Origin of the sequence: Nocardiopsis exhalans (assembly GCF_024134545.1) — a bacterium.
In the GTDB taxonomy this organism is placed as follows: domain Bacteria; phylum Actinomycetota; class Actinomycetes; order Streptosporangiales; family Streptosporangiaceae; genus Nocardiopsis; species Nocardiopsis exhalans.
Genome location: NZ_CP099837.1, coordinates 5932795 through 5958405, shown reverse-complemented (window position 1 = coordinate 5958405; position 25611 = coordinate 5932795). Strand labels below are relative to the sequence as shown.

The following is a 25611-nucleotide window of genomic DNA, read 5'->3' as shown; positions in this document are numbered from 1 at the left end:
GACGAGGCAGGGGTGGAAGACTCCGACCCACCTCGTTCTCACCATGGATCCACCAGCAGGACAGCTCCGCGTGACCTCGATCTTCTAAAGCTGTGGCCTGGAATTTTGTGGCACACCCGGCAGGATTCGAACCTGCGACCGTTGGATTAGCAGTCATTTGCTTGGCGTGGTCTTATTCGGCGCCTTCGTAAGTTGGTCCAGTGCGTTCACGATCGATACCAGGCATCCCAGGTCTTGACGTACCTCTTGGACTGAGATGGTCGCCCTTCCGTGGCCTACACGATCACCTTGGTGGGCGATGCGATTGCGCCGTTCTGTGATCTCCTCCAAGCTCTGATGTGTGGAAGTTTTAGCGAGGCCTCGTTTCCCATCGACTTTCGCCAGTAGACCCTTTTCCCCTACGAGGGCGAACAACGCACCCACCTGGGACGGGGCGGTACTGGCTTTCTCTCGCACCTCAAGCTCGATGAGTTGTCTGAGCCCCCACTGCGTTCTCTCGTATTGCTCATCGATGCGGAGGTAGTCCGCCACCGTCATCGACAGTTCCAGGAGCCTTGGGGGTGGCGGTTTGAGCTTCAGGGCGCCGGAAAGACGCTCCATAACTCGGTCGGCGCAGAAGGTTTCCACTGCCGCGCAGGCTGCGACGATGGCCTGCCGTAGAAGCGGTCGGAGGTTCCTCTCATCAAGGCGTTCTCGCCAGTGGGCGTAACCAGGCTTGAAGACGATGAAGGCGCTGTCGCTCTCAAGGCATTCGAGCTCGTCCCACTCCTTCTGGGAGTACCGCAACGCCTCGCCGACCCTCTTACGCTTCTCAGTCCTCATCCTTCTGCGGCGCTGGTTAGTCAGCATCTCTGCGAGCTCCACCAGGATCTTCGCGTCGTCCATGTTGAGGTCGAATGCCTCGCGGGCTGTCGGTTTCTTAGTTCCTCCCATGAGTGCTTCATGCCCTGTTTGGGCCAGGTTTGACCGTAAAGATCAAGCTGGAAGGAGCATGCAACCTGCTTTGCGGGGCTCACGATATAGGCAGCCCGACCCACCTAGGTTCGTGTCTTGTACTGGGGTTGTTGGAGACTGCGGCACGTACCGGGATTGCCTCCCGCCACCCACGAGACCCGGATGCCGTTGGAGCCGTTGCCCAGTCGGCGTGGTGCATCGTTGCCGACCGCACAGGAGATGAGCGGCCGGAGCACGATTGCCTTGGGCACCGCGGCCCAGACGAGGCTGCGCGCGTTGTCGTTCTCGGCCTCCAAGCGCCGGATCCTTCGTGAGCTGAACCGTGAGGGCTTGGTGGACCATGGCGGTTCGACCCTGCCGCAACGTTCGTCTGTCATTGGGCTCGCCCATACTTGGAGGGTGCGCGGCGATCATCAACGGTGGCTGCCCTTTCGGGAGGCGGAGACCGGGGGTTCCAAAGCGAAAGCGTGCTCCTGGACGACGAGGATCGGAGCGGATTGGCTGACGAGCGAAGAGCGGTACCCGACCGAGACGCGTACCTGCTGGCGCAGGTGCGCGAGTCCTTCGGGCGGGTGGTGTATAGCCACAAGACCCATGAGAAGCAGGCGGACATCTGCTTCAACAAGCACCGGTGGCAGCAGGGCGTGCTCATCGCCCTCACGGCGATCAGTTCCGGCACCTTCCTGGCCGCCGTCGTCGGCCTGTTGGGCAACCCGGTCCTGACCACTCTCGCGACATCGTCCATCGCGTTGCTCGTGACCTGGATGAGCCTCGGCGCGAAGACCTTCAAATTCGAAGAGGAGTCTAACGCCCACCGCGACATAGCCTCGCGGCTGTGGGACGTCCGCGAGTCCTACATTTCGCTCATCGCTGACCTGATGTCCAATGCCGTCTGTGACGCGGAGGCCAGGGAGCGCCGTAACGAACTCCAGCAGGCCACGCGCGACGCGTACGCCAACGCGCCCAGGACCAGTACCAAGGCCTTCGCGCGCGCCCAGGACGGACTGAAAAACAACGAAGAGATGACGTTCACGACCCGCGAGATCGATCTCTTGCTTCCCGATACGCTCCGACTCGATGAGGGTGAGGGCCGGTCATGAAGACGTCCGAGATCTTCGACGCCCTGCTCGAGGCCCTCAAAGTGGGCGAGACAGCGACCGTGATCGCATCCCGCCGGGATGAGATCACCAAGGCGCTCAACAAGGACTTCCGTTCCAAGGAAGGCTGCACCGACTACAAGCTCATGGTCGGCTCGTTCGGTCGGCACACGGCCATCAAGGGCGTGTCTGACCTCGACATGATCTTCATTCTCCCGCCAGGGGTCCGCTCGAACTACAGCAGCGACACCGGTCCACGCCGGATACTCGAGCGCGTCCGGGACGACCTCAAAGCGCGCTACACGGACACCGAGATCCGCGTCGATCAGTGCGTCGTGCGGGTGCAGTTCAAGAGCAACGCCTTCAAGTTCGAGGTTCAGCCAGCGTTCAAGAACTCGGATGGCAGCTTCGACTATCCGGACACGGTCGCCGAGGACTGGAAGGTCACCAAGCCGCGCAAGGAGATTGCCACGACCAAGGAGTGCAACGATCGCACGTCGACGAACATGCGTCACTTGGCGCGGATGGCACGGGCATGGAAGAACGCGAACGGTGTGAACATGGGCGGTCTGCTCATCGACACCCTGGTGCACAATTTCTTCGCGCAGACCGATGACTACGACTTGGCGGGGACGGGCTCGTTCGACCTCATGGTCCGCGACTTCTTCGCGTTCCTCAAGGACGAGCCGGAGCAGGACCGCTACCTGGCGTTGGGCAGCAGGCAGTGGGTGAAGGTGAAAGCGAAGTTCCAACCGAAGGCCAAGAAGGCGTACGGCCGCTGCCTTGATGCGATCGAGAACGAAGGGAAGGCGGCGGCGAACAAGAAGTGGCGCGAGATCTTCGGGACGTCCGTGCTTCTGGCCGTCAGCGAGGGAGCCAAGTCGTACCGGGACACCGAGGAGTTCATCGAGGACTGGTACCCCATCGACATCTCGGGGACGGTCCTGATCGACTGCGATGTCACGCAGAACGGCTGGCGACCGACTCAGCTGAGGGAGATGCTGCGCACGGGAGTGCTGCTCAAGGCCAACAAGGGCCTGAAGTTCTCGGTCACCAGTTGCACCATCGCGCAGCCGTACGAGCTGAAGTGGAAGGTGCTCAATCGAGGGCCTGAGGCTGAGCGTCGGAACATGGTCCGTGGTCAGATCGTCGGGTCGAGCAAGCCGGGCGTTTGCCTCGAACACTCCGACTTCAAGGGTGAGCATGTCGTTGAGTGCTACGTCGTCAAGGATGGTGTCGTCGTCGCTCGCGACCGCATCGACGTCCCGATTAGTAACACCAGCGTTAAGCCGACGAATGTTTCGTAGGTGCCCAATCCTGGTGCCCGACGAGGCCTTCGCGACCCTGCGGAGGCCTCGTTCTCAGAACACGGTTTTTGGCAGGCGGAATCGCAAGCGACTCCGCGAAGTGTCCTCAACCCTTGCTCAGGAACACTGACTTGAACAGGTCGGCAGCGTCGCCGATTTCCCTGGTAGGCACTCGGAGTTCGCCACAGGTCACGGCGTCGTTGTCGTCCTCGGTGAGGGCCCAGGAGACCTCTACCGAACTGGCGTGAGGATCCCTCGAGAGGATCACGTAGTCGTCCTGGTCGCTCGTCCACGGCACGTTCGGGCGGAACGACTCCGGCGTGAGGACGACTTCGGCGTTCTCGCCGCGATTGCTCCAGGCCACGGGGTAGCCGCGCGAGGCGGGCCGGAGCACGGAGTAGTTGACATTGGGCTGGAAAGGATCCTGCGTTCGCAACACGGGTTCGACGGCCTCCTTAAAGTCGGCATCGTCCGGGTCTAGGTAATCGAGCAACTCACAGCCGTGGAAAGTCAAGACCATCTGTGGCTTTGCGACGAACCGGCCGTGGCTGACCACACGGATGCCCGCGCCCGGCAGCCCGACGCCCAGGAAGTGCTCGCGACCCTTCACGATGTGCTCCGCCTTCCTGCTTCGCCAAGCAACCAGGGCTTTCTCCCGTTCCTGGGCCGACAGCGGACCTGAGCTGGCGAAGACGCTCGACGCTGGCCAGAACGAGATTGAGCTGATGCGGTCCTTCGTTGGCTGTGACTGCTTGCTGAACTGCTCCTCCTGGTAGTCAAGCAGCCTCTCCAAGAGCTCTTCCACCTGGTCGACCCTGCAGATCGGGCCGAGTATCTCCACTTCGAGCTTGATCGGCGGCTTCCCAAGACTGCGGGCGCGTTCGACGAGGGCGAGTACCTCTCCGGAGCGGGCGGGCCGCGTGTTGCTGGTCCCTCGCACATAGATCGCGCCGTCCTCGAGGTTGTCGCGTCGGTCATCACCCTGGAAGCTCTTGTGGCAGGGGAAGATTGACTGGCCGTCTTTCGGTGGCTGCGCGATGACGAACAAGACCTCGTGCGCGGAGTCGACGCCGAGTCGGCCGAACTCGAAGGCCGGGAACTGAGGCCCGAGGTAGGGACGGAGGCGGTCCTCGAGCTCATGGGCCTCAGTCCCGCGTGGCACGCCCACAGCGCCGTTCTTCTGCGCGCCGATCACCAGCACCGCGTAGCCGTGGAAGTGTTGGGTTGCTTCGCTTGGACGCCGGTTGGCCGAGCCGAGGAGGAACTTCGCGATTTTGGCCACGGAGGCCTTGTTGTTCATGTCGAGCGTGCTCTTGACCTCGAGGTAGGTCGTCTCGGCTTCGTCCCCGACGGCGATCACGTGGTCAAGGATGCTCCGCAGGGCCCGCTCACCGAGAGGGACGACGTCGGTGTCCAGCGCTTGGCCGAGCGATCTTGCTTGATCATCAGGCATGAATGATTCTCCCAGTTGTCGCCACTTGCCAGAGCGAGAATCCGAGCCGAATACCTAGACCCTGACCAAGGTCGGTGTTGGCCGGCCGAACTCCCAGATCTGCCAACCGACCTTCTTCCCGAGCTCGCCGAAGCATCCTTGGACTCCGAGCCTGTGGAGGCAGAACCACCATGCGTCCAGCTCACCCGCGATGGAGTCGCGGAGCCTCTTTACATAGGCCTCGAACGCGGCGTTGTCACTGTACGGGACCTCGCGGAACTCGGGTTGAGACTCCCGGACGTGCATTTCTACTCGATCCCAGTACTCGGAGGGCTTATCGTGTTCGCCGGGCTTGTCGGTCGCGAGGATGTCCAAGTGGTGGAAACGCCCTGACTTCCCGTACCGGGCGAAGGCAGCGAAGACGAGGGGGAGGAGCGTGCTCTCCTTGACATGTCCTGCGAGGCGAGCCGAGTACCCGGGGGCAGCCGTGTCCTCCACACCCTCGTCGATCGCCGTCAGGACGCGAGAGTTCAGCTCCTCAATGTCATGGCCCCAATTCTTGAGAACCTTCCTTGTGGGCCAAGCGCCTGTATTCTCCACTTCCGCGCACCCGAGCATGACCTTCATCGCCTTCTCAACGCCGATGCTGCCGAGTGTGAAGACTGCATCTCCATCGAGGTCCACGTTGCGCATGTCCTGGATCGCCTGAATTGAGTTGCGCATCAAGTTGCATACGGAGGATGACTCCTCAATCAGGGCGAACCCCTGGCGTCTGGAGAGGGCAGGGTGCAGTCCTGGCCGGTGTCCTGCAGGAGTCGAGGTCATGCCCCACCTGTCCTTCCGAGAGTTCGCCTGCCCCGTTCAGGACGGTCCAGGAAACTGAGAAACTCAAGGATAGGAACCAGCGCGGAGTTGGTGATCCCGTGGCTGCGGACCTGGAGGGATCGAGTGGCACCTCACCTCGCCCGGATGCTCTCACACTGTGGTGGCTAGCAGTCGGCTTCCCCTCAGCCGAGGCGAAGGCCCACACGCGCTGCACCAATATCAGAGTCGCCGTAAACCCTGCGCCCTGCGTGAAAGCGCCCTTATACGGCAAGATTGAGCTGGCGAACGGGACGAGAGCTAGAGGTGCTTCTGTGGATGACTTGCTGGACAACGCGAACGCGATGGACATCCACTGGGAAGCACCCTCGGATGCCCCGAAAACTCTGCACGTCGACACCGTGCTGGTCGGAGACCAGCCTGACGCGCTCGAGGTCGTCCTCGCCCACGCCCAGGCCAAGCCCAAGGCCGAAGACATACGGCGACTGTGGAAAGCCCGCTGGGCCATGCGTGCAGCCCCCGTGGCCCTGGTAGTTCAGTACGAATCCGCCCACGGCAACCGGGCCGCGGTCTGCGGTCTACGCGAGGACGCCGACGTCGTATTCGACTTCGATATCGGGCAGGTAGAACGGGTGGGCATCGCCGCCTTCGACTCACCCACCGTCCCCGAGGGCGAGCGCTTCTTCCAGAAGCTGCTCTCGGACCCAGTAGAGAATCAGATCCCCGGGCTCACGAACACGGGCCTGTTCGCCTCTCACGAGCTACGCACAGGGGTACCTCAGCGCCCCGACTGGCAGGAGCAGAAGACCCTGGCCCAGTCCTTGGTGGCGCACCGTGGGACGGGGTTGCTCGACGCCCTCGGCTACGAGGCTTCCCCTTACCGATCCACGGGTTACCTTCTCAGCGCCAAGGACGGGCCGCGCCGTGCGGTCGCCGTCTTGGTCGAGGACAGCGAGCACTTCGACCGGCCCTCGTCACGCCTGAATGCCGAATCCCCGGTGCTCCACGGGCTGAGCATGGCCCAGCAGCAGGAACTTCCATGGCTGTTGCTTCTGCGTGGAACCCAGCTGCGGTTGTACTCGGCCAAACCCCAGGTAGGGGTGGGACGCAAAGGCCAGACCGAGACCTACGTCGAACTTGACCTCGCCCTACTGGACGAGGAATCCGCCACCTACCTCCCCCTCCTCTTTCACGCCGACGCCCTGTCACCCTCGGGCAGCGTCGATGACATCCTGCAGGCCTCCGCCAACCATGTGGCCGCTCTGGGAGCGCGGCTGCGCGAGCGCATCTACACCGAAGCCGTGCCCGCACTGGCCGTCGCTGTTGCCTCCCACATGGGCGCCGAAAGCGAGAATGAACTCGGGGAGGCCTACCACAGAACCCTGATCATCCTGTTCAGGCTCCTTTTCGTGGCCTACGCGGAGGACCGTGGTCTCCTGCCCTACCCGGGCAATCCCCGCTACACGCGCAAGGCATTGAAGACCCTGGCGCGGGAGTTCGTCGATTCCCCAGGTGAGGAGTTCGACGCTCACGCGACGGACCTGTGGAACGACCTGTTGGCGGTTTGGCGCGCCATCAACGACGGCAACGACGAGTGGGACGTGCCCGCCTACAACGGCGGCCTGTTCGCCGATGACGAGCATCATCCTTCCGGTCGCGAGATTAGTCAGATGCAGCTCACCAACGCCGAGATCGGCCCGGCACTGCGAGCGCTCCTGGTGGACACCTCCGACGACGGGGTATTCGGACCGGTTGATTTCCGTAGCCTGTCAGTGCGGGAGTTCGGCACGATCTACGAGGGCCTGCTGGAGTCCTCGCTGAGCATCGCCCCCACCGACCTGACCCTGTCCAAGGACAAGTCCTTCGTCCCGGCCAAGGCCGGCCAAAAGATCGAGGTCCCAGCCGGTCGCGTCTACTTCCACAACGCCTCCGGCAAGCGCAAAGCAACCGGTTCCTACTTCACCAAGTCCTTCGCTGTCGAGCACCTACTGGACACGTCCCTGGAACCGGCGCTCACCCAGCACCTGGACCGGCTTCACGCGCTGATCGACCAGGGCGAAGAGGCCAAAGCCGCCGAGGCGTTCTTCGACTTCCGGGTCGCGGACCTCGCGATGGGCTCGGGCCACTTCCTCGTCGCGGCCATCGACCGGATCGAGCGCCGGTTGGCAGCCTTCCTCACCGAGCACCGGCTGCCCGCAGTGACGGAGGAACTGGAGCGGCTCGCCCAGGTCGCCCGCGAGGCCCTGGGGGACCAGGCTGACCAGGTGGAGATCGAGACGTCCATGCTGCTGCGCAGGCAGATCGCCCGGCGCTGCATCTACGGGCTGGACCTGAACACGATGGCGGTGGAGCTGGCCCGCCTGGGTATCTGGATCCACACCTTCGTGCCCGGTCTGCCCATGTCGGCACTGGACCACGGCCTCGTTGCCGGGAACAGCCTCACCGGGATGGCCACCATCGAACAGGTCCTGGACGTGCTGGACGCGAACAGATCCCCGGGCCAAGTCAGCTTCTTCGCTGAACAGATCGAGACCACCCTGGAAAAAGCGCGGGCCCGACTGCTACGTGTTGGCAGGACGGCTGAGGCGACCAAGCAAGAGGTGCACGCGGCCCGCGAGGCTCACGCCCAGGCCCTAGAGGAAGCCGAGGACGCCAAGGCACTGCTCGATGCAGCCGTGGCGGTACAGATGGGGGCAGTCCCACTGCCCATGGACCCGGAACAGGCCATAGCCAGGGGTAGAAGCGAGGAGACGCGCGAGGCTGTTGCCGCAGTTCGCGCCACGCATCTGCTGTACCAGTTCCCCGAGGTCTTCCTCCGCCCTGAGGGGGGCTTCGATGTCGTCCTGGGCAACCCGCCATGGGAGAAGGTCCGGTGGGAGGCGGCCCCGTACTGGGTGGGCGTCTCTCCGGGTTTGATGGCGCTGACCGACAAAGCGCGTGAGAAGAAGATCGAGGAACTACGGGCTGAGCGCCCCATGGAGGCAGAGCGGGAAGAACAGGAACGGGGGGAGCGGGAGACCCTCCAAGACCTGTTCAAGAAGGCGTACACACTGCGCGGCGGCACCCATCTGGAGCTGGCACAGCTCATGCTGGAACGGGCCCTGCGGTCGCTGTCCCGCACGGGGCATCTGGGGTTGGTACTGCCGCGCCAGAGCATGGTGCTGGCGGGTTGGAAGAAGCTACGCGGCCACCTGGTGGGCTCCCACGACCTGCGCATCATCCAGGGGCGCAACCACGGAGAGTGGATCTTCGAGGAGGTCCATGCCTCCTACGCGGTGATTCTGCTCTCGGTCGGTCCGCGTAGGAACCGCACCATCGAAGTCGGTGTCGCCCGTAGCCCTGAGGAAGTCGCCGCCGTCGCCGCAGGCCGCAGCATCTCTTTTACTACCGACGAGTTGGGAACCCTGTCGGACGCAAACGTCGTCCCCTGGTTCAACGAGCCAGAGGACCGCAGGGTCTTCGACATCATGCGGGTCCTACCCCGGATCTCCTCCGGGCAGGGGTGGATCCGCGCCTCGCACGACGCACGCTGGGACTTCCGCGGAAGTGGCCCCGACAAACGGCTCGTCACGCCCCAAGACGCCTCAGGTGCTTGGAAGGTGCTGATGACCCGGCACGTGGACGCGTTCACCTTCGACGATGAACCGCACAAACAGTTCGTCACCGACCTACGCCCGCTCTCCGAACTCAAACGCGGTGTGGCCCTGACCGAGGGCGCTTTCACTCTGGGGGCGGGGCACCCGTTGTTGATCTTCCGTCACCCCAGCCGCAGTGACGACAGCCGCACCCTCATCGCCACCGCACTGCCCGAAACGGGATACCTGCACAACAAGGGTTCCGTGCACGCCATCATGCACGACATCACCTCGTCCCCCACCTCCCGGCTCGCGTTGGTGGGCCTGGTGAACACGCTGACGATGGACTGGTGGGCGCGGCGCTTCGTGGACCGGCACGTCACCTCGCCCATCATCAACCAGCTCCGGCTCCCCGCATGGGACAGCGACAGCATCGCCACCGCCGCCGCGATCACCGGTTCCCTTCTCAGCCGCGGAGGCAGCACCCGCCTGGCCGGAGGCATCGACGTCACCGACCGGCACCAGGGCACCGACAGCGTGGAACTCCTGGCCGAGCTCGAACGCCTCACCCTGCGCGGCTTCGGCCTCCAGCAACACGACCTGGAGGTCATCGCGCAGGACTTCAGCACCACCGGGCTCTCGCCCGAACTTCGCACCGCCTTGAACCTCGGCAAGGGAACCCCGCAGTGACCCCCCACACCTACAGGCCCGAATTCGCCACCAACACCCCGCAGGAGGGGGAGACGGTCGCCAGCGCGATCAACACCCTCCTGGGAGGGCTACGCACCCGGCTGGTGCAACCGCCGGACCTGGCCATCGCCACGGCCTACTTCAACCCGGGCGGGTTCGCCCTCCTCGCCCAGGAGCTGGAGCAGGTCGGCCAGGTGCGCCTGCTCCTAGGCGCTGAACCCGCCCAGGAACAGCCCCAGGTACGGCCGCTCAACCGCGGCCCGAAGAAGCGCCGAGGCCGCAGTTCCGCACCTGCCCCCGAAGTGCGCCGGGCACTGGAAGGCCACCAACGCTCCCTGCACCAGGACCGGGATCTGATGGGTTTCACCCGCGAGACCGACGCCCGGGAGCGGCGCCTGGTCGCCTGGCTGCGCGAACACCCCAATGTGCAGGTGCGGCGCTACGAGCAGGGATTCCTACACGGTAAAGCGTTCCTCGTGGAGACCGACACGACCGGCGTGATCGCCGGGTCCAGCAACTTCACCTACGCCGGTCTGGCCCGCAACAACGAGCTGAACCTGGGCCACTACCAGCCACACGTGGTCGGACAGGTCCTGGACTGGTTTGATCAGCAGTGGGAAGCCGCCGCCCCCTACGACCTTGCGGCCCTGTACGAGGCGCGGTGGCAGCCGCACCAGCCCTGGCACGTGTTCCTGCGCATGCTGCACGAACTCTACGGAGCCGACCTGGAGGAGGACACCCACGGCGACTCGCGTCTGGGCCTGACACGTTTTCAGGCCGATGGCGTGTGGCGGGCCAAAAGGATCCTGCAAAGGCGCCGCGGTGTCCTGATCGCCGACGAGGTCGGTCTGGGCAAGACCTTCCTGGCCGGGGAACTGATCCACGAGGCGGTCTTCGAACGCCGCCAGAAGGTATTGATCATCGCGCCGGCCACTCTGCGGGACGCGACCTGGCGACCGTTCCTGCGCGAACACAACCTCGCTGCGGTCGAGTGCGTGTCCTTCGAAGAACTCGTTGCCCACATTGAGGACGCCGGTTCCCACAACTCCGCGCTCCAGGACCCCGACCAGTACGCAATGGTCGTGGTCGACGAAGCGCACGCCTTGCGCAACGACAGCACCAAGCGAGCAGCAGCCGTGCGGAGACTGCTGGCGGGGTCGGTGGCTAAGGACCTGGTGGAGTTGACGGCTACCCCGGTCAACAACAGCCTGGACGACCTCCACAACCTCATCAGCTACTTCGCCACCAACGATGCCGAGTTCGCGGACGTGGGTATTCCCAGCCTGCGCGCCTACTTCAACCGGGCCTCGGCGCTACATCCCGACGATCTGTCCCCCGAGCACCTCTTCGACGTTTTGGATGAGGTAGCCGTCCGCCGTACCCGGCGCTTCGTCAAGAACCACTACGTGGGCGACGAGGTGGTCATCAACGGTAGGAAGCGGGAAATCAGCTTTCCCACGTGCCGTGTGCAGCGCATCGACTACAACCTGGACTCGCTGCTCCCGGGCATCTTCGAGGAACTGGCTACGGCACTGGGTGCCGATACCCACCAGGACACTGACACCGTCGACGGCACACTCACCGGGGTCATCCTCGAGCGTCTGGGGGCGGTGCTCACCATGGCCCGCTACGTCCCCTCGCGGTTTAAGAAGACGGGGGCGGCGGAGCAGTACGAAGCTCAGAACGCCGGATTGCTGAGGTCCAACCTCCTCAAGCGCTTCGAGTCCTCTGCACAGGCTTTCGAGAAGACCGTGGGCAAGATGGTCGACTCCCATGTGCTGTTCCTGGAAGCGCTGGAGTCAGGGATGGTGCTGACCGGTAAGGCCCTCAACGAGTGGGATGACTTCTCTGGAGAGGACATCGAGGAGTTCCTGGACGCGGTCGACTCCCGGGAAAATGTCTCCAGCTCCGCTGGCTACGACGTCGATCGGCTGAAGGAAGCTGTCGAAGCCGACCTGGCGCTCTTGCAGGAGTTCCGCACGAAGGTCCAGACAGTCGACTTCCACAACGATCCCAAGGTCGCCGAACTCATCGACCAGCTCGCGGCCATCGCCCGGGAGGCTGCAGAGGAGGGCATCGGTGAGGACGACATCCGCGATAAGCGCAAGGTTCTCATCTTCACCTACTTCTCCGACACCGCCGACTACCTCGACCGGGCTGTTCGACATGCGATCACCCTCGACCAGCGCTTGGCCGCCTACAGCGATCGGGTCGTCCTGGTGAAGGGCAGTGACAAGGCCAACCGAGGTGACGCCATCGCCGGGTTCGCCCCCATGACCGCGGGTACCGGAACCGAGGAGAACCGTTACGACATCATCGTGGCGACCGACACCCTCGCCGAAGGTGTCAACCTCCAGCAGGCGCGCCACATCATCAACTACGACCTGCCGTGGAACCCCATGCGCTTGGTCCAACGCCACGGCCGTATCGACCGCATCGGATCGCCCCATACCGAGGTGTTCATGCGGTGCTTCTTCCCCGATCAGGGCCTGGACGCGGTCCTGCGCCTGGAGGAGCGTCTCCAGCGCAAGCTCAAGCAGGCTGCCGCGTCTATCGGGCAAGACACGGTTCTGCCCGACGTGGCAGCAGTGGAACGCGTCATCACCGATACCCGGGAACAGATCGATCGCCTGCGCCGAGAAGAATCGATCCTGTTTTCCGATGAGGGCAACTCCTCCCTGTCGGGTGAGGAGTACCGGCGCCAACTCGCCAACGAGTTCCAGAACTCCCAGGTCAAGGACACAGTTCTGAGCCTGCCCTGGGGGTCGGGTTCGGGGTTCCAGCGCCCAGGCGCGGATCCGGGGTTCGTCTTCTGCGCCCGCATCGGCGACCACCCCAAGCCGTGGCTGCGCTACGTGCCGATGAACAATGACCTCACCGTCCAGGTGAATCCCGGTGTGGAAGGGGCCACAGTCGTCAACGACGTCCTGTCCTGCCTGGCCCAGGCCACACCGCCGAGTGCGACCACTGAACCGGCTCTGGACGAGCAGACGTATCAAGCGGCCTTCGACGCATGGGAAGCGGCACAGGAGGACATCCTCACCCAGTGGAAGAGGCAGACCGACCCGCTGAACCTGTCCCCGCAGGTGCCCAAGGCAATGCGCGACGCATCAGCACTCGTCAGGGCCCACGGATCCTTCCTGGAGAAGCAGGAAGAACTGGACCGGCGCCTCAACGCTCCCTATGCGCCTCGCATCCAGCGAGAAGTCCGGTGGATCCTGGTCGACCAGCACACGACTGATAAGGAGAAGGTGCGGGCCCTGTACACGTTCGCCGAGTCCAACGGCCTGACGCCCCCGCCGAGGGTGCAGCCACTGCCACCGGCTGATAAAGAAGACATCCACCTCATTTGCTGGATCGCCATCACCCCCGCGGGGTAGACCAGCAGCAGGAACTGGCAGCTTCCGCGCAAGCCGGGTTCCAGTCTCTGCCGCGGCGTATCGCGGCCTTCTTATAGTCGGCCTCCATAACCGATAACGGATGTGGAGGCCGACCTGATGACGAAAGTTCTGTACTACTCGGATCGATGGGCTGTGGTGGTTGTTGCAGGGAAGGCCGAGTCGAGTCTGCCGCTGGCCGTCGTGACCGCTTTCGTCAGTCGTTGGTGAAGGCATCCGAGCAGCTCGGGCTCGGCGAGGCCGGACGCGCGAAGCACCCTTGACAGGTCTTGCTTCTGAGTGTCTGTGGTCTCCCATGAGTTGAGCAGGTCTCGGGCGGCGTAGCCGTCCTCGGTACGTAGAACGACCTCGGCCACTGAGCTGGTGAGATCTGCTGTTTCTGCTCCCACACGGTGAAGCAGGTGTAGCGCTGCCAGCCCGAGCCTTGCGGAGAACAGAGGTCGGCTCACATCGAATGCCTTGCTGACGCTCCCGCGAAGATCGTCAACTTCGAGCGAGGTCTGATCCGAGAGTTCCGTTCGACACCACAGGTTCAGGACCGCTCGGAGCGCCTGTTCCCACGGCTCTTGTACGGTCGAGCGCTCGATGAGCGCCAACGCATGCTCAGCGCGGCCCGACAGCAGGTGGGCGATGACTACGGTCTGGCGCCCGTCGAAGAGCCGATCCCCGACTCCGCCGTGCCGTTGAGCCTGCTCTGCGGCTTCGTCCCACCGGCCTGCTGAGGTCAGGGCGCGGAGCCCGTCACCGAGTAGGATCGTCCACACCCACTGGTGCAGTTCATCGTGATCAGACTTGGTCGCGGTGATGCGGTCCAAGGGCAGCGTTCGACCGTCGAGCACGATCGCCTGCCCTGTACGCACTCCTTCGTGAAGAGCAGCGAGCATTGCGAAGGCTTGTCCACCATCGCCTGCGCGGATCCGCAGCCGGGCCAGGTTCACCACGGGTTCCAAGGCACGTTGGGCCATCGTGCCGCTTAACGGAAGGTGGGCGAGGTAGTGCTCGGCGTGCTTCCAGCACCAGGTGCGGGCCAGCTCCTGTTGTCCGGTGTCGGAGGCGATCAGAGCGGCCCCGTTGTAGACACGCGATGCTGCGTCCAGCGCCTCTTGCCCGGTCCCCTCACGGGCCAGAGCAGCGTCCTGGGCGATCGTGTCGACCCGGTCGGTGAGCCGGTGGCCGGGTGGACGTGGCCGCGGCACGAGAGGGAACCACCGCTCGAGGTTCACGCGGAATCGCCCCAGGCGACCACCAGGGAAGAGCGGTCCCGTGCCATGATGCGCCGCGTCTCAGTCTCTCCAGCAGCCACCGAGCTGTAGTGCAGTGTGAAGTGCAGCGGCTCGTCGCGGTGCGGTTCCCACGCGGTGATCTGTTCGGCCATCTGCTCCGCGAGCACGTATCCGGCTTTGGCGTGTCCGATGACGCCGAGCTCGTGACGGCCCGGCTGGTTCTCCACGGCGCGCAGGGTGAGGTAGGCCAGGCCGCGCTCGACCACGGGCACCCCGACCATGTCGCCCCAGGGCAGACCGGGGGAGACCAGGCCGCTGTCCACAGCAGGCCGGGTGACGGGCATGCGCGAGAGGCGGTTGGGCAGGTGGGTGGCCAGCCACAGCCACATCGGGTCCAGCGGCTGTCCCTTGCTGAACGTCACCCCCGACCACACGGTGCGGGAAGGCTCGGCCAGTACCTCGTGGACCTGGGCGCCTTCGATGGCCTGGTCCTGGTTGGTCTGGAGCAGCACGGTGGCGTCGGTGTCCAGGGCCAGGACGGTGCGGGGGTCGTCGCCGATCCCACCTCCGCGCAGCGGCATGAACGTGCACAGCTGGCTGTCGGTGCTCGACCAGTGGTCGCCGTCGGCTTCGAAGACGATGGAGCGGGAGACGTCCCCGGCGATGCGCACCGGTGCGATGAGCCTCCCGCCCGGGGCGAGCTGGTCCACCCAGGCGCGGGGGACGTCGTGTGAGCCGACCGTGGCGATGATCCGGTCGAAGGGCCCGCCCTCGGGGTGGCCGAGTGCTCCGTCTCCCCGGAGGACCTGCACGTTGGTGCTGTCGTTCTCCTTCAACCGGGCCCGGGCTCCCTCGACCAGGTCGGTGTCGACGTCGATGGTGGTCACCGATCCGGCCGGTCCGACCAGGTGTCCCAGGAGTGCGGCGTTGAACCCGGTGCCGGCGCCGAGTTCGAGCACGCGCATGCCGGGTTCCAGGGCGGCCTGTTCGAGCATCATCGCCACCACACCGGGCTGGGAGCCGCAGCTGATCGAGGCGCCGTTCTCGTCGTGCTTGATGTGCACGGGGGCGTTGGCGTAGGCCTCTTCCAAGCTGGCGTTGGGGACGAAGGCGTGCCGGGGGACCGATCCGAACGCGTCGGCTACCGCCTCGGTTCGGATCTGGCCGCTCTGGCGCAGTTGTTCGACGAGTTCTTCTCGGAGCCGGTCGGCGTCGGCCGCAGACGTGGTGGTGTGGGTGGTGTCGGTCATGACGACTTCTTTCGCGGTTGTGGTCAGGATGTGCTGGTCGCGGTAGGGCAGGCCCCACCGGTTGAAGGCGAAGATCAGGTGGTGGGCGAGCACGGCTCTGAGCCCTCGGGCCAGGAGCCCTCGGTTGGACAGGTCCGCCAGTGCTCGGCCAGTCGTGGTGAAGGCTTCTGCCCACGGGGCGAGCACTCCCAGTGGTTCTGTCGTGCCCAAACCCTCGGGGACGGCGCGCATGAGGGTGTGCACCTGGGTGCGGAGCCGGTCGTCGGAGGTGAAGAGTGAGGTGGAGGGGCGCAGCTCGGCCACACGTGCCCACACGTCCCCCTGTTCGAACCAGTCCAGGCCCGCCCCGCGCAGCAGAGCGGACCCCAGCAGCAGGGAGAGTTCGCGCCGCCCCAACTCCCGATCAGGGGTCGTGTGGAGGCGGTCCAGGTAGGCCAGGGTGTGGCGGCTGTCGGCCTGGAACAGGTGGTGGGCCAGATCCATGCTCGCCCGGCCTCCGAAGGCGTGAACCTCCGGTTCGTAGACGGAGTACACCCACTCGGATACGGCACCGCCAGAGCGGAGCCTTGCGAGCTCGGTATCGAGAAGAGCGACGGCCCCGGGCCCCGCGCTATAGCGCAGCCGCCAGTGCGGGCGCTTGCGGATAAACCACCACGGGCCCAGCGCCGCAGAGCCCTCCAACGCCCGGTACAGGCGCACCGCTGCCTCTTCGGCGCTCTCCCAGTCCGACCAGGTGATCAAGACCTGCGCCTGCTGTTCAACCACGAGTGCCTCCTGTGGGGGCGCACAGCAAGAACCCCGCCCACCCGGCCTCAGGGGCAGGGCCGGTCAGGGTGTGCAGGGCCAGTGCGGTTCCGGCCGCGCCTTCCAAGAGGCCGATGCCGCCGGTGGAGATCAGCTCGGTCGCGAGCGTGTGCGCGTCGCCGCCGCCCACTGCCGGGGCCAGCAGGTCTTCCGGGCGTCCTGTGCCGGTGGTGTGAGCCAGCAGTGCCAAGCCCGCATATCCATGGCACAGCGAGGCATCGTTGACCACCGGCGAGACCGCAGCGGTGGTGAACACCCGGTGGAGCACAGCCCGGCACCGCTCTGCCCTGGCCGCGTCCCCCAATGCCCTGGCAGCGAGTAGCTGGGCGTGGGCGACCCCGCCTGCTCCGTAGCACCAGGACGGCCGCTGAGGGCCCACCACTTTCTCCGCCCCGGAGCGCTGGGCGCGGGTGATCCAGTAAGGCCACCAGACCTGGTCTGCGTCGCCCTGCTGCCAGGTGTCGAGCCAGTCCAGAATGCGGCCCATCGCCTCGGCGCACTCCTGGGCCGCGATACCGCGTTGCAGCGCCAGGGCGAGGAGCGCGAGCGGTCCGCAGATGCCGTGCGCCATGCCGGTGTTGGCGTGCCCCGCCGGGAAGCGCGGATCCTCTTTTCCACCGGGGCCAACGCGGGCCCACCAACCTGGTGCCTCCTCGCTATCCACTGTGAGGGGTTCGGTCAGGGCCGCCAGGTAGGAGACCACCTCGGGCAGGTGCGGGTGGTGTTCGTCGCGGGCCAGGAGCAGGGCGCCGAGCCCGGTCAGGCCTCGGATGGTGTCGAACTCCGCCAACACCGGACGCACCCCGGCCGCTAGGCGTTCCTGTGCGTGCTCCAGGCGGGCGGTGATGATCCGGTCCACGGCAACGTCGAGCCGGGCGAGCTGGGGCCCGAACTCCGGGCGAACACTCTGTGCCCGGTGCAGGACGTAGGCGAGCGCGGGCGCCCCGTAGAACAGGTGCGCCGCGGGGGAGGCGTCCACCCCTTGGGCCACGGCGCACTCCAACCACGCCTGAGCCCTTGACCACGGGCCATCTTCGGTGCGGGTGCGTTCGATGTGCAACAGCGCGACCCCGGCCGCGCCTTGGGCCAGGGACTGGGGCCACCAACGCTCTCCGGCCCAGGCGCGTGCCTGCTCGGGGGTGGCGAGCAGGTCGGCGACCCGGGCGGCCACCACGCTCGCCCTGCTGGTGGTGCACGCCGCTTTCATGCTGACGTTTCTCGGCGCAGTTGCAGGACCACTTCGACCGGCCGGCCGCGGCACCACCCCGAGGTGGTGGGGGAGGGGGCTTGGGTGAGCACGGCGCTGTCTTCCTTGTTCAGGTGGGTGCGCAACAGGAACAGGCACCCGGGCTCGGACAAGTCCAGGCGGAGCCTTTGGTCACCCGCACCCAGCTCAACCGCCTCGGGAAGGCGACGCTGCCGCGCCCAGGAGCTCCAGGCCTGGTGCCAGTGCGGCCAAGCCGCGCTGGGAGGGGGGAGTTCGGTGGCGGTGATGCGCCAGCGGGCGTCGGCGAGGACGAGGTTGCCCCAGCGCAGGCGGGGCAGGAACGGCAGCACGGAGGCGGTGCCCCAGTCGAAACCGGTGAGCACGGTCCTGTTGGCCCGGGGAAGCTCGGCCAGGAACCGGGCCAGGGGCGGGGCGTAGCGCAGGTTCAGCGCATGGGGCACGAACGGCTCGACACGGGCGTCCAGGGTGTGGGACCACAGGAACAGTTCGCGGCCGTCGTCGCCGACCGCAAGGTCCTCCACCGCCAAGGAGCCGTTGCTGCTCCCCGGGTATTCGCCGATGTGCAGGAGGTGTTCTGCCAGTTGCGGGGCGTGGGCGACATGGGCGCTCGCCGCTCGTACCGGCGGAAAGGACAGCTGCACCGGCACAGCGCCCATGCTGTGCGAGAGCAGGCTCGCCCAGCCGGAGGTGGTGCTGGTCAGGGCGGTGAAACGCCCGACCATGGTGGCCATGGCACGCGAGGCGCCCAGAACCGCCAGACGGAAGCGGCCGCTCTCCAACGCTGTGATCGAGGGTGATTCGATACGCAGGTTCAGCTCGGTGTGCTCCGGTGGGCGCACCGCGCGGGAGGCGGCCAACTCGCGTACGAGCTCGTCCACGAGGACCTCTCGCTCACCCTCCAACGCCGCCGCCTGGGCTCGTTTGAGCAACCACCGCTCGCGCAGCCCCACCCGCTCCCCGCCCGCAGCCTGAACGGGGGCGCTGTGAGCGGGAGGCAGCCCCAGCCCTTGGGGGTCGAGGATTTCGGCCAGGGGCACGAGCCGGTCCCCGTAGCGGCCGGTGAAGCGTTCCCGGTAACCCTGCCAGGCGGGAAGGCCTTCCGGGTGGGGTGAGAGCACACCGAGTAGGTGCGCGGCCTGTTCGGCCGAGCGCGCCACCGAGCAGGGGAGCGTGATGCTGGCGTCCACGCGCACGTCCACTCCCAAGGGAGGGCCCGGTGAGAACTCGTCAACGGCCTGTTGTGCTTTGCGCAGCAGGTTCGGATCGGCTCCGCCTCGGTTGTGGGAGCGGATCAAGGAGTGCACCTGCTCGAGTCGAGAGACCCAGGGGCGGGCCTGGGGCAGGGTGTGGCCGCCCAGCCGGGTGAGGGCACTCAACAGGTGTTGGAGCGGGTCTTGGGCTGTCAGGGGAGCGCACACGTGGGGGTGCAGGGCCCGCAGGCTCAGCAGACGGGCGAGCATGTCTTCGGCTTGGTCGGGTGATCCGCCGGGGTGGTTGCTGATGAGCGCTTGGACCAGGGCATTCCAGCTGGTCGGAGTACGGGCTTTGTCCAGGACGAGCCGGACTGGAGGGGTCGCGCCGATCCGTACCTCTCCCGGGTCGGTGTCGGGTCCCGAACGGGCGAACTGTGCCACGGTGAACGCACCGTCCTGCTCGGTGACGGTGTTGTTCGCTGCCAGATGGAGGCGTTCGCGCACCTGGGGCAGCGATACCAGCTCCCCAAGGACCTGGGCCATCCAGGCTCCGTTGACGCGGGCGAGGCGCTGATGATTGGTTCCGAACTCGGCGGAGGCCGACTCGGTGAACTTGGTCGGCGCTACCCCGGCGAAGAGTCCGAAGGGTGTGGCCCGGTGGCGGATACGCAGGAGGTACCGCAGCAGGGCCGCCGTGGTCTTGCGGGCGCGCTTGACCGACACGTCTGCTGGTTCTTGGGAGCACAGCGATGCGACGCCTGCAGCCAGGGCGGGGGAGGCGTGCGTGATCGCTTCGGCCACCGCGGGCTCGGCCCACACCTGGCGAGCCCAATGCCTCCAGGTGGCGGTATCCGTGCCTGTCAGGTCCGGGGCGCCGGGGGTGGCGAGGCGGAGAGCGCACGTGCGCACGTGAGGTTGGCCGATCACCTGCCAGCCCGGTGTCATCGCAGTCATGATTTCCGCTTTCCTCCGATGGCGGGCAGGCCGTGACCAGGCCCGCCCGCCAACAACAGAGTCCGGTCAGTCCGCCGTGCTGGTGGTGCAGGCGCTGGGGCAGCTGGATCCGCACCCGTCGTCGGTGAGGTTGATCAGCGGTGTGGTGTCGCTGTTCTCGATCAGGCGGATGTCCAGGGTGAAGGGGGAGGAGGTCTCCTGCCGGGTTTCCGGTGCAGCCTGCAACATGGGCTCCTTTGCCATAAGGGGGTGGGTGCACGGGAAACACTAGGGACCCTGGTGGGCCAGCTGAAGGGCTTTCTCGGGTGCGAATAAATTCGCCCTACGGAATGTCCGCTTGTGCTCTGGAACGGAACTCTCGGGCGAGTTCACCGAGGAAAGAGCGGCACTTTTCGCCTGAAAGGGCGTGCTCGTGGAAGAAGTCGAAGATCTCACGGCTGTAGGAGATGTCCTTGGGATCGCGCAGGGCGAGTTCCCCGGTGAACACCTCCACGGTGACCAGACGGTCGTCGTAGAGTGTGAAGCCGTTGAGCGGGCCGCTGGGCACCGCAGGGTGGGCCGGAACGATGCGGATATCGACCCCCGCGAGTTCGCTGAGGGAGGCGATCCGGTCCATCTGCAGGGCCATGACCGCGGGCGGACACAGCGGCCAGCGCAACGCGGCCTCGGTCAGCACGAACACGAACTGTTTTCCGGGGCGGTAGAGGATCTGCTGGCGTTCCAGACGCCGTGCCAGGGCTGACTGCCACTCCGCGCCGCGGTTCACCAGCGGGTGCGTCAGAGTCTGGCGCGCGTACTCGGGGGTCTGGAGCAGCCCGGTGATCATGCACGGCAGGAAGAAACGCACCGTGGAGGCGGCGCTCTCGATCGCGGACAGGTCCCGCTGGAGCTCGCCCAAACCTCGCTGCAGGGCCGTGCGGAACCCTTGGTAGTCGGAGTTGGCGACCCTAGCCAACTCGAGTAGCCGGGCACCGTCCTCGCCGGTGGTGGAGACCTCGAGTGCGGTGAGAATGCGTTCGACATCCACCACCGAGGGGCGGATGCGGTTGTTCTCGATCTTGCTGACCTTGGCCTGGCTCATCCCGGTACGGGTAGCAAGGCTGGCACCGGTCAGACCGGCAGCGCGGCGCAGGCGACGCAGTGCGTCGGCCAACTCGCCGCGCTGCCGGTCAGCGTGTTCGGGCTCAAGGGTCAAGCGGTGCGGCCTTGTAGTACTCGGGGAAGGGGACGGCGTGTTCCAGCGCCAGGTCCTTGTACCGGACGTAGGGGGCGGGGTCTGCGTCCTCCAGGAGTTCCCGGCCGGTCTGGGTGCCGTCGGCAGCGTAGTGCATCAGCACCACGTGCTCGTCGTCGAAGAGCCAGAAATCCTGCTGGGGCAGCCCGGGGTCAGGGGTGGTCGCGAAGTCGAGGATGTGAACCTCCTCGCCCGCCGCGGTACTAAAGGCATAGCCCCACTCGAACTGGAACCTCAGGTGGTCGTTGAGCGGACTGGTGAGGGTGTGCACCCGGCGCATCCTGCGGCCGGCCGCGACGTGTTCGCGGACCTTGATCAGGTAGGTGTCGGTGTGCAGCTCCTGGGGCGGGCGGGTCACCCCGGCCAGGAACTGGCGGAGTTCGTCCTCTTCCTCGGGCACGGTGTAGCCGGGCAGGGTTTCGAGTCGGAACGCCTCCCGTTGGAAGGAGTGGAAGAACTCCTGCCAGGCCTCACCTTCCAAGCGCACGGGCGGCCTCCTCGATCAGGTGGGCGGGGATGCGCACGGCCACCTCTCCCTCGGAGAAGGTCAGTCCTTCGGTGGCGGTCAGTAGCGGGCCCTGAACGATGACGGATCCGTCGCCGCTCGTGTAGACCCCGGGGCAGTCGTTGCGGTTGCAGTCGCCAGAAAGCTTCTGAAGTGCCACGAAATAGCCTTTCCGTTCAGCACAATTAGGAATTCACGTTAGAGATGCATCGGGTGAGGGTCAAGATTGCTGAAGATATTCACGCCCGAGAATAAAAGCCCGGTCTTGCTGGGGTTCGGAGGTAGGTGCCGCACTCGCACAGGTCAGACCATGTTGGGCACCTCGCTCATGATCACGTGCCGTGGTGATACGGGGGTCGGGAGGACGCGTTTCTGCACGGAGAGAATGCAGGAGCGACTGGTAGGCGTCTCGCTTCCGCGCTACATCGCCTTCGAGAGCTGGGCACCGGACCTGGCCCTGGGGCGATGAGGTCACGAGGCTGAGCCCGGGCCCGGTCGGGCGTGGGCATGATGGATCTCGATGTGATCGGCCCCGTCCAGGCGCAGCGACAGCAAGGGGGCGCGCGCTGTCACGATCACCACGGACGGGCCCCGGCCCGGGTTGAGGGCGTGCACCTGGGCGGCGGATACGGCGTCGTCGGCCAGGACCGCGACCTCGCGCCCGTAGGTATAGGAACGCCAGGCCGCGGATCGGGCACTGAAGTCCGCGGGAATGGCGTCCGCACCGACATGGATCGCGCGTAGGAAGCGGTCGAGGACCTCGTTAGGGTCGCTGGGCCCTTCGGCGTTTGACCCCTGAAGGTCGGCGAACAGGATGCCGTCGGTGTAGCGGTCGAGGTGTTGGTGGAGCAGGTGCGCGGCGATCCGGGTTTTGCCTGCCCCGGGTGGGCCGTGCAGGACGATGACTCGGCTCTGGTCGACGGGTGCTTCCCGCAGGAGGGTGTCCAGCCCCAGCTCCGAGTAGGGCGGGGGAGTGGGCAGTTCGGGAAGCTGGATCGGGCGGGGCCGCGCATAGGTGTTGACCACGGTGATGTTCCCGGCCTCGTAGGCCTGGACGACCTTGCCGCCATCGACGTTCTCCACCTGGGCCATGAAAGGCGTGAAGGGGAGTGCGGGCCTTGAACCGTCTATGGGGTGGTGGGGGCCCGTCACGCGGCCCCCTGGTTGCGCCAGCGGGCGAAGTCGGCCAGCGGGGTGGAGTGCTGGCGTGCCGCCTAGCCCAGGAACGCGGTGGTCGCGGTGACCAGCTCGGGGGCGCTGATCCGCAGGGCTCCGTTGCGTGAGCCCACCCGGGTGTAGCGGCGCAGGTAGACAGCGCCGGGTGTGACTTCGAGGTCGGGAACCATCTGCTGGTGCTCCAGGTGGTGGAGCTTCCAGAGGGGCAGGACATCGACCGTGCCTCCAGCAGCGGTCACGTGCTGGTAGCGGGCCAGGCAGTACTGCCCGTACCGGCCCAGCGGCTGGGCGGGTAGCCACAAGGTGCGGCGCAAGATGCCGCGGGCGCGGTGTTCCTTGATCTGCTGCGCCCACCCGGGACGCTGCTCGAACAACATGGTTCGGGCGTGGAGGGTGTCGCCTCGGTACCAGTGCTGCCAGGTGGCCCAGTCCGGAGGTGCGTGGTCGCGGCGGGCCAGGGTCCACCAGGTTCCGGAGCTGGCCTGGTCGAGTTCGGAGGCCAGCTCCTTCTCGGTGACCGGCTCGCCCGTGGTGGTGGCCAGCAGGTCGAACAGGGTCAGGGCGGGGTGCTGCTTGCGGCAGTAGCCGAGAAGGGGCGCGGTCTGGAAGGTGAGGGACTTGCGGCCCACGCGGCGGGCGATGAGCTTTCCCTCGTCGACCAGCCGGGCGAGTGTGGGCTGGGTGTGCCCGGTCAGGGCGCGGGCATCGGCGGTGGACACATACCGGCCGGGATCGGTGAGGATACGGGCGCGCTGCTCGTAGATGTAGGTGGCGGGTGCCATGAACCCAGGAGGCCTTTCCAGGTCGAAGGGGTCAGGTCAGGGAGGAAACCCAGGTGCCGGTCAGGGCGACCACGGTGGTGGCGGCGACATGGCCGACGAGGATGGGGGTCAACCGGCGAAACCCCACGTACAGGGCTGCGATGAGCAGACCGCTCACCCCGGCAGCCACGATCGCGGGCCAGTGGGGTTCAGCGATCACGATCCGGCCGCCCATGGAGATCAGCACGAAGGTTTGTGTGCTCATGCGGGTGGTGGTCAGCAGTGCGGCGAGGGCCCCCAGCAGGACGAGTTCGCTGATGATGGCGGTGGCGGTCTGGGTGAACAGCACCACCGGCAACCACCCACCGGCCGCAGGGCCGGGGCCTGTCAGCCAGATGAAGGCGTAGAGGATCAGGTAGACGGCCAAGGCCAGGCCGCCGAGAATGGCCGCGTCCAAGGCGTGCTCGGTACGGACCAGGTGGCGGGGTGAGCGCACCCAGCGGGGGACGATGCCGTATCCGTCACGGACCCCCACACCGGTGCGGTGGGCCACCCACCAGGACAGCAACGCCAACATCAGGACGATGATGGCCCAGGGCCCGACCCAGAGCAGGGCGGTCGACCAGGTGGTGGAGTGGGCGAGAACGGTCGGGGTGGCCTGGATCAGGATGAACAGCGTCACGATCATGCCCGCGAACACCGCGAACACCGGGAAAGGGCCGAGTTCGCGGTGGCGAGGGGTGTGTGTGGTGGTGAGCATGCGGGGCTTTCTACGTGTTGGGGCCCGGGGCCTGCAGGGGCAGGGCAGGCCCCGGGCGTGGTGGGCCGCTGGAAACCCCCACCGCGTTCAGGGGCGAGTGCGGGGTGCGGGGTGCGTCGGCGGCCCACCGGTTCAGGGGGTGGCGGTGGTGTGCCGGTCCAGGTACTGCTCGACTTCGTCCAGGGAGTAGAGGATCTGGGCTGTTCCGTTGAGCGGGAGCAGCATGTAGATCGCCCCCCACAGCCGGGTCTCACGGGTCAGGACGAACCCGCTACCGCTGGTCGCGGCCTTCCACCGCAGGTCCACGAAGCGTTGTCGTCGCGTGGTTATCCGCCAACGGTGGTCGATGCGGCGGCTCATCGGGGCCCTGGCCTGCTGGTGAGGTGGTCCACGAGTCCGAGGTCCTGGGCGTGCACCGGCCGGGAAGCGTCCCCAAGGAAGGCCAAGCGGCGCAGACTCTGCGCTGAGGACGGCAACTGCCACTCGGTGGGGGTGCGGGCGGGGTACTCGACCAGCCACCACAGTTCGTCAGGGCGGTGCTGGTGCAGACGCAACGCCACCGCGCGTTGGGGATGATGGCCGATAGGTTGGCCCTGTTCCCAGTGGCGGTCCTGGTAGAGGCGGGTATCGATCGACCACTCTCCAACCTGGACATGGGGCGTGTAGCCGGTATCGAGCAGGGTGCTTTCCATCGCGGCCATCACGGCATGGGCGCGGGGTGTGGGCCGGGGCATGGCCTGGGCCAGCGGCACCATCGAGAACAGCAGGCCGCTCACCGGGGCACCTCCGCGAATACGCCAGTACCGATCTTCAACGGCCCCCACGCGCGGGTGAGGGCGTCCACCAGGGTGAGGCCGCGGCCGTGCTGCGCGGACAGGTTCGGGGTGCGCCGGGTGGGGGTGCGTCCCTGACGGGGGCCGGCGTCGCGGACGGTGATGCGGATGTGACCGGCGTGCAGCGCCAGGCGGAGGGTGAATTGGCCACCTGCTCCTCCGCTGTGGGTGTGGTCGAGCGCGTTCGTGGCGAGCTCGGTGACCACCAGGGGGAACTGCTCGGGGGCCTCCTGACCCCAGGAGGTGAGGGTCTTCAGGGCCCAGCGGCGAGCTTCACCGACCTGGTGGGGTAGGCCTGGGAAGCTGTGGCGGGCTTGTCGTTCGGGCCTGGTGTGTGCGGGTTTGGGGGCGATACACTGCATGCGTCTTCACCTCGGTTACGTCGGGGTGGGGTGACAGCTCCGGTGGCCGCTCT

The 25611-nt window shown here is 66.2% G+C and carries 22 protein-coding genes; 4 read left to right on the top strand and 18 right to left on the bottom strand.

What is annotated here, in order from left to right; all coding sequences use genetic code 11:
- Positions 1 to 153: 153 nt before the first annotated feature.
- A complete protein-coding gene (locus NE857_RS26335) occupies positions 154 to 933 on the bottom strand; it encodes a HEPN domain-containing protein (RefSeq protein ID WP_254418088.1) in 780 nt (259 codons plus the stop codon).
- Positions 934 to 1037: 104 nt separating this feature from the next.
- Positions 1038 to 1331: a hypothetical protein gene (locus tag NE857_RS26330; RefSeq protein ID WP_254418087.1), complete on the bottom strand. Its 294-nt coding sequence runs from the start codon at positions 1329 to 1331 to the stop codon at positions 1038 to 1040.
- A gap of 90 nt (positions 1332 to 1421) precedes the next feature.
- On the opposite strand from NE857_RS26330, the gene NE857_RS26325 reads away from it, so the two are divergent.
- Together NE857_RS26325 and NE857_RS26320 are read left to right on the top strand one after the other, a co-directional pair.
- The gene (locus NE857_RS26325) at positions 1422 to 2054 is read left to right on the top strand and encodes an SLATT domain-containing protein (protein WP_254418086.1); all 633 of its coding nucleotides are present in this window, start codon (positions 1422 to 1424) and stop codon (positions 2052 to 2054) included.
- The gene (locus NE857_RS26320; protein ID WP_184365806.1) at positions 2051 to 3358 is read left to right on the top strand and encodes a nucleotide-binding domain-containing protein; all 1308 of its coding nucleotides are present in this window, start codon (positions 2051 to 2053) and stop codon (positions 3356 to 3358) included. The genes NE857_RS26325 and NE857_RS26320 overlap by 4 nt, the downstream gene beginning before the upstream one ends.
- Positions 3359 to 3464: 106 nt before the next feature.
- Here the strand turns inward: NE857_RS26320 and NE857_RS26315 are convergent, their stop codons facing one another.
- Together NE857_RS26315 and NE857_RS26310 are read right to left on the bottom strand one after the other, a co-directional pair.
- Positions 3465 to 4811: a hypothetical protein gene (locus NE857_RS26315; RefSeq protein ID WP_184365805.1), complete on the bottom strand. Its 1347-nt coding sequence runs from the start codon at positions 4809 to 4811 to the stop codon at positions 3465 to 3467.
- Between the two features lie 54 nt (positions 4812 to 4865).
- On the bottom strand, positions 4866 to 5483 hold the full coding sequence (locus NE857_RS26310) for a hypothetical protein (RefSeq protein WP_184365804.1): 618 nt from the start codon (positions 5481 to 5483) through the stop codon (positions 4866 to 4868).
- 443 nt (positions 5484 to 5926) lie between these two features.
- Here NE857_RS26310 and NE857_RS26305 point away from each other — a divergent pair, with 443 nt between their 5' ends.
- Together NE857_RS26305 and NE857_RS26300 are read left to right on the top strand one after the other, a co-directional pair.
- Complete coding sequence (locus NE857_RS26305; protein ID WP_221318849.1) at positions 5927 to 9877, top strand: Eco57I restriction-modification methylase domain-containing protein; 3951 nt, start codon at positions 5927 to 5929, stop codon at positions 9875 to 9877.
- On the top strand, positions 9874 to 13257 hold the full coding sequence (locus NE857_RS26300) for a helicase-related protein (protein ID WP_221318848.1): 3384 nt from the start codon (positions 9874 to 9876) through the stop codon (positions 13255 to 13257). The genes NE857_RS26305 and NE857_RS26300 overlap by 4 nt, the downstream gene beginning before the upstream one ends.
- 134 nt (positions 13258 to 13391) lie before the next feature.
- Here the strand turns inward: NE857_RS26300 and NE857_RS26295 are convergent, their stop codons facing one another.
- From NE857_RS26295 to NE857_RS26230, 14 genes are all read right to left on the bottom strand, one after another.
- On the bottom strand, positions 13392 to 14498 hold the full coding sequence (locus NE857_RS26295) for a hypothetical protein (protein ID WP_184365802.1): 1107 nt from the start codon (positions 14496 to 14498) through the stop codon (positions 13392 to 13394).
- Positions 14495 to 16513 (bottom strand): methyltransferase, FxLD system, encoded by a 2019-nt coding sequence (fxlM, locus tag NE857_RS26290; protein WP_184365801.1) that lies wholly within the window; start codon positions 16511 to 16513, stop codon positions 14495 to 14497. The genes NE857_RS26295 and fxlM overlap by 4 nt, the downstream gene beginning before the upstream one ends.
- The gene (locus NE857_RS26285) at positions 16506 to 17759 is read right to left on the bottom strand and encodes a lanthionine synthetase C family protein (protein WP_184365800.1); all 1254 of its coding nucleotides are present in this window, start codon (positions 17757 to 17759) and stop codon (positions 16506 to 16508) included. Before NE857_RS26285 ends, fxlM begins: the two co-directional genes overlap by 8 nt.
- Positions 17756 to 19927, bottom strand: a complete 2172-nt coding sequence (locus NE857_RS26280; RefSeq protein ID WP_254418085.1) for a lantibiotic dehydratase family protein — start codon at positions 19925 to 19927, stop codon at positions 17756 to 17758. Before NE857_RS26280 ends, NE857_RS26285 begins: the two co-directional genes overlap by 4 nt.
- Positions 19928 to 19993: 66 nt before the next feature.
- Positions 19994 to 20155, bottom strand: coding sequence for an FxLD family lanthipeptide (locus NE857_RS26275; protein WP_184365798.1), 162 nt, complete (start codon positions 20153 to 20155; stop codon positions 19994 to 19996).
- 94 nt (positions 20156 to 20249) lie between these two features.
- The gene (locus tag NE857_RS26270) at positions 20250 to 21122 is read right to left on the bottom strand and encodes a helix-turn-helix domain-containing protein (RefSeq protein WP_254418084.1); all 873 of its coding nucleotides are present in this window, start codon (positions 21120 to 21122) and stop codon (positions 20250 to 20252) included.
- Positions 21112 to 21648, bottom strand: coding sequence for a DUF6879 family protein (locus tag NE857_RS26265; RefSeq protein WP_254418083.1), 537 nt, complete (start codon positions 21646 to 21648; stop codon positions 21112 to 21114). The genes NE857_RS26270 and NE857_RS26265 overlap by 11 nt, the downstream gene beginning before the upstream one ends.
- Positions 21632 to 21826: a hypothetical protein gene (locus tag NE857_RS26260; RefSeq protein ID WP_254418082.1), complete on the bottom strand. Its 195-nt coding sequence runs from the start codon at positions 21824 to 21826 to the stop codon at positions 21632 to 21634. Before NE857_RS26260 ends, NE857_RS26265 begins: the two co-directional genes overlap by 17 nt.
- Positions 21827 to 22137: 311 nt before the next feature.
- Positions 22138 to 22758: an AAA family ATPase gene (locus tag NE857_RS26255; RefSeq protein WP_254418081.1), complete on the bottom strand. Its 621-nt coding sequence runs from the start codon at positions 22756 to 22758 to the stop codon at positions 22138 to 22140.
- A 122-nt stretch (positions 22759 to 22880) separates the two neighbouring features.
- On the bottom strand, positions 22881 to 23624 hold the full coding sequence (locus NE857_RS26250; protein ID WP_254418080.1) for a DUF6879 family protein: 744 nt from the start codon (positions 23622 to 23624) through the stop codon (positions 22881 to 22883).
- 31 nt (positions 23625 to 23655) lie between these two features.
- A complete protein-coding gene (locus tag NE857_RS26245) occupies positions 23656 to 24363 on the bottom strand; it encodes a hypothetical protein (RefSeq protein ID WP_254418079.1) in 708 nt (235 codons plus the stop codon).
- 132 nt (positions 24364 to 24495) lie between these two features.
- Positions 24496 to 24723 carry a hypothetical protein gene (locus NE857_RS26240; protein ID WP_254418078.1) on the bottom strand — a complete coding sequence of 76 codons (228 nt, stop codon included), beginning with the start codon at positions 24721 to 24723 and terminating at the stop codon, positions 24496 to 24498.
- Positions 24720 to 25139: a hypothetical protein gene (locus NE857_RS26235; RefSeq protein WP_254418077.1), complete on the bottom strand. Its 420-nt coding sequence runs from the start codon at positions 25137 to 25139 to the stop codon at positions 24720 to 24722. The genes NE857_RS26240 and NE857_RS26235 overlap by 4 nt, the downstream gene beginning before the upstream one ends.
- Positions 25136 to 25558 (bottom strand): ATP-binding protein, encoded by a 423-nt coding sequence (locus NE857_RS26230; RefSeq protein WP_254418076.1) that lies wholly within the window; start codon positions 25556 to 25558, stop codon positions 25136 to 25138. The genes NE857_RS26235 and NE857_RS26230 overlap by 4 nt, the downstream gene beginning before the upstream one ends.
- Between the last annotated feature and the right edge of the window lie 53 nt (positions 25559 to 25611).

Bases quoted from the DNA above. Each gene is read 5' to 3' on its own strand.
- NE857_RS26280 (WP_254418085.1), bottom strand. From the start codon at position 19,927: ATGACTGCGATGACACCGGGCTGGCAGGTGATCGGCCAACCTCACGTG.
- NE857_RS26320 (WP_184365806.1), top strand. From the start codon at position 2,051: ATGAAGACGTCCGAGATCTTCGACGCCCTGCTCGAGGCCCTCAAAGTG.
- NE857_RS26250 (WP_254418080.1), bottom strand. From the start codon at position 23,624: ATGGCACCCGCCACCTACATCTACGAGCAGCGCGCCCGTATCCTCACC.
- NE857_RS26230 (WP_254418076.1), bottom strand. From the start codon at position 25,558: ATGCAGTGTATCGCCCCCAAACCCGCACACACCAGGCCCGAACGACAA.
- NE857_RS26315 (WP_184365805.1), bottom strand. From the start codon at position 4,811: ATGCCTGATGATCAAGCAAGATCGCTCGGCCAAGCGCTGGACACCGAC.
- NE857_RS26245 (WP_254418079.1), bottom strand. From the start codon at position 24,363: ATGCTCACCACCACACACACCCCTCGCCACCGCGAACTCGGCCCTTTC.
- NE857_RS26330 (WP_254418087.1), bottom strand. From the start codon at position 1,331: ATGACAGACGAACGTTGCGGCAGGGTCGAACCGCCATGGTCCACCAAG.
- NE857_RS26240 (WP_254418078.1), bottom strand. From the start codon at position 24,723: ATGAGCCGCCGCATCGACCACCGTTGGCGGATAACCACGCGACGACAA.
- NE857_RS26335 (WP_254418088.1), bottom strand. From the start codon at position 933: ATGGGAGGAACTAAGAAACCGACAGCCCGCGAGGCATTCGACCTCAAC.
- NE857_RS26275 (WP_184365798.1), bottom strand. From the start codon at position 20,155: ATGTTGCAGGCTGCACCGGAAACCCGGCAGGAGACCTCCTCCCCCTTC.
- NE857_RS26255 (WP_254418081.1), bottom strand. From the start codon at position 22,758: ATGGCCCAGGTGGAGAACGTCGATGGCGGCAAGGTCGTCCAGGCCTAC.
- NE857_RS26285 (WP_184365800.1), bottom strand. From the start codon at position 17,759: ATGAAAGCGGCGTGCACCACCAGCAGGGCGAGCGTGGTGGCCGCCCGG.
- NE857_RS26310 (WP_184365804.1), bottom strand. From the start codon at position 5,483: ATGCGCAACGTGGACCTCGATGGAGATGCAGTCTTCACACTCGGCAGC.